10 protein-coding genes are annotated in these 13822 nt (G+C 41.2%); 5 read left to right on the forward strand and 5 right to left on the reverse strand.

The window, feature by feature from the left end:
- Positions 1–13: 13 nt before the first annotated feature.
- The 5 genes from ACKLNX_RS17320 to ACKLNX_RS17340 all read right to left on the reverse strand — a co-directional run bounded on the left by ACKLNX_RS17320 (position 14) and on the right by ACKLNX_RS17340 (position 4664).
- On the reverse strand, positions 14–1399 hold the full coding sequence (locus tag ACKLNX_RS17320; protein ID WP_412973273.1) for a sigma 54-interacting transcriptional regulator: 1386 nt from the start codon (positions 1397–1399) through the stop codon (positions 14–16).
- Positions 1396–1986: a hypothetical protein gene (locus ACKLNX_RS17325; protein ID WP_412973274.1), complete on the reverse strand. Its 591-nt coding sequence runs from the start codon at positions 1984–1986 to the stop codon at positions 1396–1398. The genes ACKLNX_RS17320 and ACKLNX_RS17325 overlap by 4 nt, the downstream gene beginning before the upstream one ends.
- Positions 1983–3428, reverse strand: coding sequence for a sensor histidine kinase (locus tag ACKLNX_RS17330; RefSeq protein ID WP_412973356.1), 1446 nt, complete (start codon positions 3426–3428; stop codon positions 1983–1985). Before ACKLNX_RS17330 ends, ACKLNX_RS17325 begins: the two co-directional genes overlap by 4 nt.
- 109 nt (positions 3429–3537) lie before the next feature.
- Complete coding sequence (locus ACKLNX_RS17335; RefSeq protein ID WP_412973275.1) at positions 3538–3798, reverse strand: calcium-binding protein; 261 nt, start codon at positions 3796–3798, stop codon at positions 3538–3540.
- A gap of 446 nt (positions 3799–4244) precedes the next feature.
- The gene (locus ACKLNX_RS17340) at positions 4245–4664 is read right to left on the reverse strand and encodes a hypothetical protein (protein ID WP_412973276.1); all 420 of its coding nucleotides are present in this window, start codon (positions 4662–4664) and stop codon (positions 4245–4247) included.
- Between the two features lie 215 nt (positions 4665–4879).
- On the opposite strand from ACKLNX_RS17340, the gene asnS reads away from it, so the two are divergent.
- The 5 genes from asnS (at position 4880) to ACKLNX_RS17365 (ending at position 13818) form a co-directional block, all read left to right on the forward strand.
- On the forward strand, positions 4880–6277 hold the full coding sequence (gene asnS, locus ACKLNX_RS17345) for an asparagine--tRNA ligase (protein ID WP_412973277.1): 1398 nt from the start codon (positions 4880–4882) through the stop codon (positions 6275–6277).
- A 239-nt stretch (positions 6278–6516) separates the two neighbouring features.
- On the forward strand, positions 6517–7674 hold the full coding sequence (locus ACKLNX_RS17350; protein WP_412973278.1) for an efflux RND transporter periplasmic adaptor subunit: 1158 nt from the start codon (positions 6517–6519) through the stop codon (positions 7672–7674).
- A gap of 12 nt (positions 7675–7686) precedes the next feature.
- Positions 7687–10875, forward strand: a complete 3189-nt coding sequence (locus ACKLNX_RS17355; protein WP_412973279.1) for an efflux RND transporter permease subunit — start codon at positions 7687–7689, stop codon at positions 10873–10875.
- 215 nt (positions 10876–11090) lie between these two features.
- Positions 11091–13238, forward strand: coding sequence for a TonB-dependent receptor (locus ACKLNX_RS17360; protein WP_412973280.1), 2148 nt, complete (start codon positions 11091–11093; stop codon positions 13236–13238).
- Positions 13239–13353: 115 nt separating this feature from the next.
- Entirely contained in the window at positions 13354–13818 is a 465-nt protein-coding gene (locus ACKLNX_RS17365; protein ID WP_411693465.1) for an Lrp/AsnC family transcriptional regulator, read from the forward strand.
- Positions 13819–13822 lie beyond the last annotated feature (4 nt).

The following is a 13822-nucleotide window of genomic DNA, read 5'->3' on the forward strand; positions in this document are numbered from 1 at the left end:
AGGGACTCGTTACTTAATCTTTATTACCACGAAAATCGGCAGCGTTTAGACCATGCTTTTTAAGCAACTTATGCATGTCGGTTCTATTTCGACCCGCTAAGTCTGAAGCACGTGTAACGTTACCATCTGCTAATTGTAGTAAACGACTCAAGTATTGGTGTTCAAATGAATCTCTTGCTTCCGTAAGCGTTGGCCAATTCTGAGAAAGTTCAGATAAAGCTTGTTCCACTAAGCTAAGAGGAATAACGGGCGTATGTGTTAGCGCAACACACTGCTCGACTACATTCACTAATTGACGAACGTTGCCAGGCCAATCACTCGTCACCAGGCGATTCAGGGCATCAGTAGCAAAACGCGTTACTTTCACTCCATGCCTTTCAGCACTTTGCTTCAGCAGGTAGTCGGTTAACAGTGGAATATCTTCAAAGCGCTCTTTGAGTGAGGGTATGCGTAAGTTCACTACATTTAATCGATAGTAGAGATCTTCTCTGAAGCGATTCTCTTCCATTTCATGTTGCAAATCTTTGTGTGTGGCGGAAATAATCCTAACATCAATATCGATGTTGCTAGCGCTACCGACAGGCCTAACCGTGCGCTCTTGAATTGCACGAAGCAGTTTAACCTGCAAGGAAGTAGGCATATCACCTATCTCATCCAAAAATAATGTACCACCATGCGCTTCTCTAAATAAACCGGTGGACGACTGCACTGCCCCAGTAAATGCGCCTTTCGTATGTCCAAATAACTCTGACTCAAGTAAGTTTTCTGGTAAAGCGCCACAATTGATTGCAACAAAGGGCTTATCAGCACGTTCGCTTGCTTTGTGAATCGCTTTTGCAAGAAGCTCTTTACCTGTGCCACTTGCCCCATTTATCAGCACGCTCACATTCTTACCGGCAATGCGGTGAGCTTGATGCAGCAATTTCAGCATTTCAGGTGCACGAGTAACAATATCTTTGCACCAGTCGCCAATGTCACTAGTCGTATTTTTTTGTGTTGCTCTTGATAAGACTTTTCTTAGTTCATCATGATCGATGGGTTTCGTTAAAAAGCCGAACACGCCTTTTTGTGTCGCCGCTACCGCATCTTTAATTGTGCCGTGCGCCGTCATAAGTACAACTGGAAGATTAGGATAACGATGAATAATTTCATCGAAAAAACTCAAACCATCTAAGCCTGGCATACGAATATCGCTTAAGACTACATCAAACTTATTGTTAAACATCATGCGCAAAGCTTTTGTCGCATTTTCAGAAAAAGTCACCTCATAACCTTCGCCTTGAAGTCGAATGGTTAAGAGACGCAATAGGTTTTCGTCATCTTCGACTAATAACAAACGTGGTTTGTTTTTAACTTGGCTAGTGTTCGAGTTTGGGATTTCTGCAGTGCTTGTGATCATTTATTATCAATCCTATTCTGATTCACCATCGACGCTTCAATGTCGAGTAATTGTTCAACCTGTTTGCGTTGATCTTCTATCTCTTTATTTTTTTCAGCAATTTGTATTTCTTGTGCCGTAATCGTTTTTTCTTGGCGTCCATTCACCTTACTTAGAATAGTAATCGCAGACTCCATCTCCAATAGCTGTTGGCTTGGTTGGAATATTAATATATCGAGAACTTGGGTCATTGATTTATCAGTCATCGTCTGCAACTCTTCTATCCACTTTTGAGCACGTAGGCGATTTCGATATGGTGTGTCCTCCCCTTGGCTTAATAACACTTTCTCTAAAATGGATTGAGGATCCTGACCCAGGGCATCAATCAACTCACTTCTTTCTGGCCATGAAATAGTTGAAGCTAGAATAAGTTTGTCCGCCCAAGTGTCGAGTTCGCAGTAGTCACTAAAACGCTCGATTGTTTCTGCGCTTTCACAGTATTTGCTCGTCATTATATCAACGACCTCGCTTGGCTCACTTTTTAGAGGCTTTAATAACTCACAGCCCGAGAGAGATAGCATAACTAACAGCACAAAGAGAATTTTCACGAAAGATCCTTTTTAGGTAATCTAATTCTAAAACAAACTTCAGCATAATCGACGTCAACAATAGTGGCATTGCCACCTAGCAGACGAGCACAATCTGCGACTATCGATAATCCTAGTCCTGCACCAATGACTTTATCATTCCGCATATAATCGCCTCGTTTGAAGGGCTCAAAAATAGTCGCTCGTGCATCAGCTGAAATTTGATTACCATGATTTGCAACATCGAGAATGACATTATTGGCATCAAGCGACATATTTATGTAAATCTTGGTATGTAAAGCACCGTGGGCTATTGCATTGGAAATTAGGTTGTCCAATATGCGCCTAAATAATTCAGCATCACTTGAGATTATTTTAGCTTCTTCACTTAAATGTAGCTCAATGACACAGCCAGACTGCTTCAGCGCTAAGCCGTTTTGAGTCAAACACTCTTGTATAATTATAGCACTGTCTACGTCTTCTATCGAAGGTTCGGCTTGTTGCAGTAAGGCATTGTAATCAAGTAGCTTTTCAATCAACAGATTTAATCTTGTGGTTGAAGCTTGCAGCAACGTGACAACTTCTTTCTGCGGTTCACTCAAAGAGCCAACCATTTCTTCAGCTAACAGAGCACAACCTTCTTTGAAGCTTGCAAGTGGCGTTTTTAGCTCGTGAGATGCATGCCTTAACAATGCTGTTCTTACTTTTTCAAGTTGCTGAATACGGCGATGTAATGCAAACAAATCTTTCTCTACTGCTATTAATTCTCTTGGCCCCGAAGAGGATTTTGCGGGGAGTTCATTTTGATTCTCAGCAATAGCACCAATAATACTTTTTAACTTACTTACTGGCTTAACAATCAATTTTGTCGCAAAGATGATAAGTATGAGCGACAAGATAGCTAATATAGCGGTTGACCAGGCCTGCTTCTGCTGCATTTCGGATAGGTAGTCTTGTTGCATTGAAACACGTTCATTGACGATCTCGTTCACGTCATCACTTAAGGTTTCAACCGCAACTCGAAATGACGCTAAATGAGCATCAAGCACTAATTTGTCAGTCATTGAACTGTAATTGCCAAGCTGTATTAGCTGGCGATGCAACTGACCACAGGGATCAGAGCTTTTTAATTTTTGACAGAATGGGTCTAAGCGCTCTTGGAATAAGGTGAGAGTATCGTCGTTTAATTGTTTCAGCGTTGCATTGGGCAGGATAAAGTGTTGGCGTAGTAACCTTTCAATATCAAGTGCAATACTTTCTAAGTTACGGATAGTACCAGCAGTGCTGACAAAGAATTGAGTTTCTTTAACCGTATTATCATTCAGTTGGGCTAAATCACTTTGGCTTTGCCACAGCAATGTGAACAAAGGCACAAGAGCAACAATAAAGCTGCCGAGTATAAGTTGCTTGAGAGAACGTATCTGCACGTGACGAAGTATTTTCAAGATAATTTCACACAGCATTACATAGCATGAAGCATGCATCAATAGTTGCAGATTGATAACAGAATGAAAGAGGCTCACTCATCCTTGTATTGAGCCATAGATAAAGCCTACACGATGCGACAAGAGTCTAGCCTTTTGTAATTTGGCTATCTCTTAATTCTTCTAAGCTAATATAGCCGTCGTCATTGCTGTCTATTTTATTAAAATTCTCTAGTAAGGTTTTGTGCCCCACAGCCTCACGCAAGGATATAAGCCCGTCTAGGTCGTTATCGAGAGTGCTTAAAAGACTTTCTTGAGCGTTTGCAGCAGAAGAAATAATTAAGGCCAACATGCCTTGAACTAACATTATTGTTAACGCAACTTTCATTAGTTTTTTAAAATCAGCCATGGTTTGTATCCTATGTTAGCGCTATGACGCTTTTTTATTTGTTATTTGAATAGCTACTTTAAGCTATACAAGATACAAGCCAATATTTTTAAGTGTGTTAAATCATGCACTTAAAATATGCATTGAATATTTAGATGCGAATTATGAAGCGAATTAGAAACACTATTTCAAACAGCGTGCAAGTACTCTTACTCTAGCCATTTTAATTACAATATTTTCAATAGCTTATACTAGAAAAACCAACTGTCGCAATTTACATACAGGGCCGGTTTTTCTATTGGAAAGTCTTATGGTTGATTAACGAAGTAAAAGGCTCAACGAATAAAAGTAAGCCTTAATTTTAGATGTGCACTGTTTAGACGTGAACATCGAAGACGTCAATATGGTAGACGTGAATATTGCAGACATGAATTTGGCAGCTGTGAATATGGCAGGCGAAAAATCGTTTAAGTCATAGTTGTATATATTGTCACTAAACTAATGACAGTAATTGCGGCAAGAATAAACAGATTTACACCAAAGCTATCTGTCTTCCTTCTATTTCGGCGGAGGCGCAATATCATAGAGACTAAACTCAAGCCTAAACAAACTTGTAAGGTGGCAAGTAGACTTTTCACGTGCTCTTCTGACCAATATATACGACCCTCAACACCCCAAAACTTCTGCACCCCACTAATAAATTCGGGGCGTGCATAATGAAAAAGTATGAGCGCGCCCAATAGTGTAATCCATGCGGTTACATTAAGAATTACCATCACACGAAAAAGCGGTTCTTTACTTGCTGGCGTTTGTCGGCGATCAACAAATCCTAATGGTTCTGCCCCACCTTCTCTTCCAGCCTGATTTTTTTTATTAATATCCCGCATAATCCAATTTGCCTACTGTTATCCGTCGCATAGTTAAGTATACTTAACGGCTATATTGAGAACTAAATGAGAACTCTCTAATATCGCGCAATTTGCGTACAACTTTACTTACTTTGACACTAGTGTTTTTTTTATACAAGTTTTAACGCAAAGTCGGTTGTTTTAGCAACAATTAGCGTATTAGTGAAATCCAGTCATTCCCCATGGAGAAAAATATGACATATGCACCAGTCGCCGACGTTTTGGCTGGCAAATATGGTGTCGATGACACTGTGACAATTAAAGGTTGGGTAAGAACCCGTCGTGATTCTAAAGCCGGACTTTCTTTTATCAATGTGCACGATGGTAGCTGCTTTGACCCTATTCAGGTGATCGCACTAAATACTCTAGAAAATTATGACGAAATTACACGTCTAACAACTAGTTGTTCTGTGTCAGTGGTTGGAACCGTAAAACAGTCTCAAGGCCAAGGCCAGAGTATTGAAATTGATGCTCAGTCAATTGAAGTGGTGGGCTGGGTAGAGAACCCTGACACATACCCGATGGCTGCCAAGCGTCACAGTATCGAATATTTGAGAGAACATGCACATTTACGCCCTCGCACAAATATCATCGGTGCAGTCACACGTGTTCGAAACTGTTTATCCCAAGCTGTGCATCGCTTTTTTCATGAGCAGGGTTACTTTTGGATCAGTACGCCAATTTTAACGGCGTCTGACACTGAAGGTGCCGGTGAGATGTTCCGCGTATCAACACTTGATATGATGAATATCCCGCGTGATGACAAAGGCAATGTTGACTATAAAGAAGACTTTTTTGGTAAAGAAACATTCTTAACGGTATCAGGTCAGTTGAACGTAGAAACTTACTGTACTGCGATGTCAAAAGTGTATACTTTCGGGCCGACATTTAGAGCTGAAAATTCAAATACTAGTCGTCACCTTGCTGAATTTTGGATGATTGAACCTGAAGTTGCCTTTGCTGACTTAGCGACAGTTGCACAACTCGCTGAAGACTTGCTGAAATATGTCTTCAAAGCCGTTTTGGAAGAACGTCCAGATGACATGGCTTTCTTTGCGCAGCGTGTTAACAAAGAAGCCATCAGTCGCCTAGAAAACGTGGTGAATTCAGAATTCGTTCGTATGGACTATTCCGACGCTATCGAAATTTTGAAAAACAGCGGTAAAACTTTCGAATTCCCTGTTGAATGGGGTGTTGATTTATCGTCTGAGCATGAACGTTATCTTGCGGAAGAACATGTTGGTGCGCCAATTATCATGCAAAACTATCCGAAAGATATTAAAGCGTTTTATATGCGTATTAACGACGACAATAAAACGGTTGCTGCAATGGACGTACTTGCACCAGGTATCGGAGAAATCATTGGTGGTTCACAACGTGAAGAGCGCCTTGACGTATTCGACCGTCGCCTGGAAGAGATGGGTCTGAATCAAGAAGATTATTCTTGGTATCGTGATCTGCGTCGCTTCGGCACAGTACCACACGCTGGTTTTGGATTGGGTTTCGAGCGCTTAGTAGCGTATGTTACGGGCATGCAGAACGTGCGCGACGTAATACCTTTCCCAAGAACACCAGGTAACGCTCAATATTAAAGTAGCGTTTTCACTAAAGTAAAATTTGAAGGCTTAATGCTATAGACGCATTAAGCCTTTTTGATATGTGAGCTTTCGAGAGTGAGCTAGCGCCAGAACGTTTTCGTACCTATTACAATCAATTGGTAAAATAATAAGTTGATGCACCGGATGCTTGCATTACAAATCGTTACATTTGGCACATAAATCAGACATACATTTGTACTATTATCGCAACAAATAACTTAGGGTAGTTTTAGATGAAAAGTAATTGGATCAAATTCGCAATATTCTTAGCCATTTTGGTTGGCGGCTTTGGCATTATGAAAGGTATTGAGGCGACTGAAAAAGAGCCAGAAAAGAAAGAAGAAGTTGATACTAGACCGTCAGTTAGTTTTCAACGACTTAATGCAATGGATCATAAAGTTTCCATTTCAAGTTTCGGCGAGGTTCAAGCCCTTGAGAAAACAACTCTTTCAGCTCAAGTGTCTGGCGAAGTTGAAAGCTGGCATCCGAACTTTGTCGCTGGCGGTTTGGTGAAGCGCGGCGACGTACTTTTAACCATTGAGAAAGAAGCTTATGAAGCAGCCCTACTTCAAGCTGAAGCTCAAGTGACACTTGCTGAAGCAAGCCTTATTGAAGAACAAGCGAGACAACAAGTCGCCATTAAAGAGTCTCGAAACTTGCCAGCTAATCAAGTAAGTGACTTATATTTACGCAAACCTCAAGTGCTCAATGCCCAAGCACAATTAAAGTCTGCCCAAGCCCGATACCGCATAGCTCAACGCGACCTAAATAACTGTGTCGTTCGCGCACCTTATGACGCACTCGTCATTTCACGTGAAATAGGCACGGGTCAATTTGTTACTGTGGGTATGAAGGTCGCTGAAATAAACAGTATTGAAGTTGCCGAGATTATATTTCCAGTAGCAGGGTTTGATAGCCCTTTCTTACCAGCCGTAATTGACAATAATCCCGCGATGGTGAAAACGAAAGAGTTAGTCAGTATTTCTCGAGAAGCACATCTACAGCGTGATCTTGGCGTAGTTAATCAAGCAACTCGAATGAATCACTTAGTAATCCGTGTTGATGATCCATATAGCTTAAACTCCAAACTACCTCCCTTAAAGTTTGGTACTTATGTTGAAGTTAGCTTCGAAGGGAAAGAACTAAAAAGTGTTTTTAAAGTGCCACAAACCTTAGTTAATAATAGGAAGGTCTGGTTACTAGATGAAAATGACCAATTGCAATCTCATGCAGTTGAAGTGATTCGTCAGGAAGATTCGTATTTCTATATATCGAGCGGATTAAAAGAAAACGACAAGTTAGTGATGACGCTACCGGAATACCCACAAAATGGGATGGCAGTGAAAGTGATTGCAAATTCGGGTGCTAACTCAATTTCTACTGGTAAATAATTAGGGCTGAAGATGACTGATTCGAACAACAAGAATACACCAGCCCCGCAAGTTGAAAAAGAAACTGGCTTGATTGCCTTTTTCGCCAACAACGCTGTTGCGGCTAATTTATTGATGGTTTTTATAATCATAATGGGTGTGATTAGTTACGCTACTATTCAACGTCAAATGTTCCCAAATCTTGAAATTAACTTCATTAATATATCGGTGCAATACCCTGGTGCTTCACCACAAGAAATTGAAGAAAATATTGTATTAAAAATTGAAGAACAATTAAAGGACATAACTGAGATCAAGAAAAGCGTTGGGCGTTCTTGGCGCGGTGGTGGCCGTGTATCCTTGGAAATACATCAAAACGAGTCACTAAGTGATGTGCTGGATAAAGTAAAAGCAAGAGTTGATAGTATCGGCACCTTCCCTGCTGCGATGGAACCAGTGAATATTGCACAGGCAGAATTTAGACAAGAAGTTATGGAGTTGTCTGTGGTGGGCGACTTACCTCTGGCTGAACTAAAACCAATTGCTGAGCTTATTGAAGATGAAATATTACAACTAAGTAATGTACAAATTGCCAATGCGCGTTCGCCAAGTGACGAGATAGCCATTGAAATAAGACCCGAAGTCTTGCGCAAGTATAATTTGACGATCACAGATGTTACGCAAGCCATTCGACGTTATTCAGCTAATTTTAGCGCAGGTCAAATTAGAACTGAATCTGGCATGATAGCTGTGCGTGTTGAAAATCAGTTTTATAACGGCGAAGAATTCAGAGACATCCCAATTAAGATAGGTGCTGGCGGTTCAAAGGTATTACTGAAAGATGTCGCCACGATTAAGGATGGCTTTACGGAAGGAGAACGTTACTACAAATATAACGGTAAGAACGCCATTTCCATGCAAGTAAGCGCAACGAAGTCACAAAGTGCAATTCCAGTGGCAGAATCGGTTAAAGCGTATATAGAAGCCAGAAATAAAACACTTCCACAATCAGTTGAAATAGAAATAATTGTCGATATGACCTATTACCTTAACGGTCGCCTAGATATGATGATAAAAAACCTCGCTCAGGGCGCGATTTTAGTCTTCTTGATGTTGGCACTGTTTCTGCGATTTAAGTTGGCATTTTGGGTCATGATAGGTCTGCCTGTCTGTTTCTTAGGCGCAATGATGTTAATGCCTATTTTTGGGATCACCATTAACATCTTATCTTTGTTTGCCTTTATTATGGTACTGGGTATTGTGGTGGATGACGCCATCGTTATAGGAGAAAGCGCCTATACCGAAATTGAAACTAAAGGTGGTGGCATTGAAAATGTAATACGCGGCGCGAAGCGCGTAGCCACACCTGCAACCTTTGGCGTGTTAACTACCATTGCAGTTTTCGCTCCATTTACAATGGGTGAAGGTCCACAAGGCGGCTTCTTTTTCAACATTGCAGCCGTTGTTATATTCTGCTTAATTTTTAGTTTGATCGAATCAAAACTTATTCTTCCGGCACATATTGCCCATACTAACTTTAAACCACTGAAAGAAGATAGTTGGCGGAAAAAGTTCAACGATGCGTACTTTGGATTTGTGAATGGTAAATACAAACCATTTATCATTCGATGCATTCGATGGCGCTGGCCTGTACTGGGCATTTTCGTTGCAATGTTGTTTATCAGTCTTGGTCTAATCAATGCCAATTATGTGCGCTTTGTTCCTAATCCTAAGGTTCCTCACGACTTCCCTAGCATTCAAATTGAGATGTCGGAAACTGTTAGTGATGCGACCACTATTGAAGCTCTGAAAACGATTGAAAAAGTAATTCAAGACGTCGACAAGCAGATAATCAAGGAATATGGCCGCGGTATGGTAGGTGACATACTGGTGTACAACAATGGAAGAACCGAAGGCCAAGTTATGGTCCCATTGGTTGCAGAAGATGACCGCCCATTCGACACCTTTGAGTTAGCAAGAAGATGGCGCGAAGCGGTTCCTAGCATTGCTGGAATGAAGTCATTCACCATTAGAGACGATGTAAATGGTGGTGGCGGTGACGGTGAATTCGGTTATTTATTATTTGGGCCCGATATTGCGACTTTGAATGATGCTGGCCGCTACCTCATTACTTTATTGCAGGAAGAGAAAGGCTTGTTTGATGTCAGTTCAACCATTGATCCGGCCAGTAAAGAAGTGCAAATGGCATTGAAACCGGTTGCTTACGATTTAGGCCTTGATTTAACCAGTATTGCGTCCCAAGTTGGCGCCAGTTTCTACGGTGGCGAAGCCCAACGAATTCTTCGAAATGGAGAAGAAGTGCGAGTGATGGTGCGATATCCTCAATTCACCCGGGAACGTTTTGCTGAGTTAAAATACGCTGTGATTAAAACCCCATCCGGCCAAGAGGTTTTGCTTGGTGACATAGTTGAATTGTCTGAAAAGCCAGGCATTAGCTATATTCGTCGTGAAGGCGGCTATAGAAGTGTATATGTCTGGGGCTCGATTGACGAACAAATGGTAGAGCCAAGTGAAGTCAGTAAAACTGTCAAAGAAAAATTACTTCCGCAAATGAAAGAGCGCTTCCCTTCTGTAAAATCTGAACTGGGTGGTGATATTAAGGAACAACAAGAACAAAATGCCGAACAAATTATGTTCGCAGCTGCTGGCTTGATAATGGTTTATATCTTGCTCGCAGTGCCATTAAAAAGCTACGCCCAGCCATTAATCGTAATGTCGGTTATTCCTTTTAGTTTCACTGGCGCTGTGTGGGGACATTTTTGGTTGGGTCTCGACCTAAGTTTGTTTAGTACGTTTGGCCTCATTGCAGCCATGGGGGTTGTCATTAATGACAGCTTGGTCATGACGGATTATGTGAACCAGCGGCGTAAAGAAGGTTATTCTGTGCGCGAAGCTGTTATAGAGTCTGGTTGTGCTCGATTCAGGGCAATTACACTCACATCGATTACAACATTTGCTGGTGTATTGCCTATCATGTTTGAAACTAGCTTGCAGGCTGCGTTCGTCATACCAATGGCTGTCGCCTTAGGCTTTGCCGTTATGTATGCAACCTTAGTCACCTTGATATTAGTGCCTTGCTTATACATCATCTTGCTAGATCTTGGTCGACCTTATACTGCGATAAAGAATCGTATCATTAAGCCAAAATCAAGCAGTCCCCTTGTTGATAATAACAATGACTTGGTCGACAGGCCCTTATAAAATTAAAAACGCAATCTGTTGGAAAGCTAGTACAACACCTTTTAAAAAACCCAAAGAAGCGGCGTGCCTGCTCCTTTGGGTTTTTATTTTTAGAAGATTTAAATGCAATAAGTAAGAAGTAGTCAGATTCTCCAAAACTTAATGCAAATGAGATTGACTCTCATTTGCATATGCAATATCATGCGCTCATCAAATTGAAATGGGCTGTTATATACATGTTTAAACTATTACTTATTAGTACTGCAGTCACTGCTGCGTTAAGTTCTAATTCTATTGAAGCTGCGGAAAATACGGCAAATTTATCGTCTACGACGCCAATCACATTAGCGGCAGCTGCCGCGGGCGATATCGAACGCATTACTGTGCGCGGAGCATACTTCGGTAAGCAAAACGCTGATTCGCTAAAAACACCAACTTTGCTAGTAGACGTTCCCCAATCTCTCTCGGTCGTAACTAGCGAGCAAATTGAAGAGCAAGGCTTTCAATCACTCGCTGATATTCTTCAATACACACCCGGTGCTTCTACAGGCCAAGGTGAAGGCCACAGAGATCAAATGACCATTCGTGGACAAAATACAACGGCTGACTTTTTCATAGACGGTTTACGCGATGACGTTCAATATTTCCGCCCTTTATACAATTTAGAACGAGTTGAGATTTTACGCGGTGCCAATGCCCTACTATTCGGCAGAGGCGGCGGTGGTGGTATTGTTAACCGTGTTAGCAAAACTGCGTCAACAAAAGAAAACTTTACGACGCTGAATGCGAATATCGACACCTTTGCAAATACCGTACTTGGTGTTGACCATAATGTTGCCTTGTCGAGCGACCAAGCAATTCGTATCAACGGTTTTTATGAACATTTAGATAATCACCGTGATGAGTATGATGGTGAACGTTTTGCTATCAACCCAACTTACTCGGCGTCATTGAGCGACGTCACGCAATTAGTGCTCTCCTATGAATATATTGATGATGATAGAGTAGTTGACCGCGGCATACCCTCATTGAATAACGAGCCATTACAAGGTGTTGATGAGACGTTTTTTGGCTCTACCGAGCTGAATCAAACGACATTACAAGCTCACGTAATCCGTGCCAGACTTGACCACCAATTAAATGAATCTTGGTCGATTAATACAACTTTACAATATGCTGATTTCGATAAACTTTATCAGAATATTTACCCTAGCAGCTTTAATGGCGATAACAACACAGTAACCTTGGATGGTTACAGAGACGCTACTGAGCGTGAAAACTTGATATTGCAATTAAATGCTGTTGGACAATTTGATACTGGCAGCATAGAGCATACTGTGCTGATTGGCGCAGAGCACGGTAATCAAGACACAAGCAATAATCGCCGTGATACTCTTTTTGCAGATAGCAATGATGACCAGATCACTACCCCATTTAGCGACCCTGTCGTTATTCCCAATGTCGGCTTTACTGACTTTGTGCGTGACCGAGCTTCAGACGTCAGCTTTAGCTCTCTTTTCATGCAAGATGAAGTCAAACTAACAGAGCAATTTATTATTGTTGCTGGCCTACGCTATGACAGCTTTGATATTGAAGTAAATGACGCGATTGAAGCAGCCAACGGTGCAACTGACGGTAACAACGGGATATTAGGTCGTAAAGATACAGAAACATCACCAAGACTTGGGGCGATTTATAAACCTAACGAAGATTTATCGTTTTATGTAAGTATAAGTAAATCGTTTTTACCCCGTTCAGGTGATCAATTCTTATCACTATCTCTTAGCTCACAAGCGCTTGCACCTGAAGAGTTTGAGAACAAAGAGCTTGGTTTAAAATGGAACTTGAGTGATAAATTGAGCTTCACAACAGCCTTATTTGAAGTGACCAGAGAGAACGGAACTGTAACGGATCCTAACAACCCTGAGAATTCGATAATTACAGGTACAAAAACCAAAGGCTTTGAATTGCAGTTGTTGGGTTATATTAACGATGAATGGCAAATCAATGCAGGCTATAGCAAGTTAGATGCTGATGAAACTGGTCGTGTTGTTGATGGTAGCCTAGCTAATCGAACATTGTCTCAAGTTCCTGAAACTATGTTCACTGTCTGGAATCATTATCAATATGACGAAAAGTGGGCATTCGGTTTAGGCTTTATCCACCAATCAGAACAATACGCTTCATTGAATAACAGCGTTGAGTTGCCTGATTTCACTCGATTTGACGCAGCGGTTTATTATACGATTTCAGCGAACACAAAGGTCCAGTTGAATATCGAAAATCTATTTGATGAAGATTATTACCCTACTGCTCACAACGATAACAACATTAGCATCGGTGAGCCTGTGAATGCGACCCTGAGCATGACCTATAAGTTCTAAGTTACTGCAAAATTGCAACATTTGATAGTGGCTAAGAAACGCAATATTTTAGCTTTAAAGCACACTTCATTTAGCATATTATGCTAGTAAGTGTGCTTTTTAAGTATAATAGCCTATGAATATTGACCGTATCGACAAAGAAATCCTTCGAATTATCCAGCAAGATGCCTCCCTGACAACTGCCGAAATTGCAGAACAAGTTGGCCTTACGACAACACCTTGTTGGCGCCGAATTCAACGAATGCAAGAATTGGGCATTATCCTTAAAAGAGTCACTCTCCTGCAGCCAGAGAAATTAAACCTTGGTTTAACCGTATTTGTTCATGTAAAAGTCGCAAAACACGACGCCAACTGGTTTAAGAAATTCGCCGAACATGTCGACGCATTCGACGAAGTTCTTGAATTTTACCGACTCAGCGGTGAATATGACTACATGCTCAAAGTCTTAGTTTCAGACATGCAAGGATATGATCATTTTTACAAACGTTTCATAGCTGGAATAGAGTTACGCGATGTGACATCAAGCTTTGCGATGGAAAAAATCAAAAACAAAACCGCACTACCGCTCAATCACTTATAGTCTT

The organism is Glaciecola sp. MF2-115, from assembly GCF_047250385.1.
Classification (GTDB): domain Bacteria; phylum Pseudomonadota; class Gammaproteobacteria; order Enterobacterales; family Alteromonadaceae; genus Glaciecola.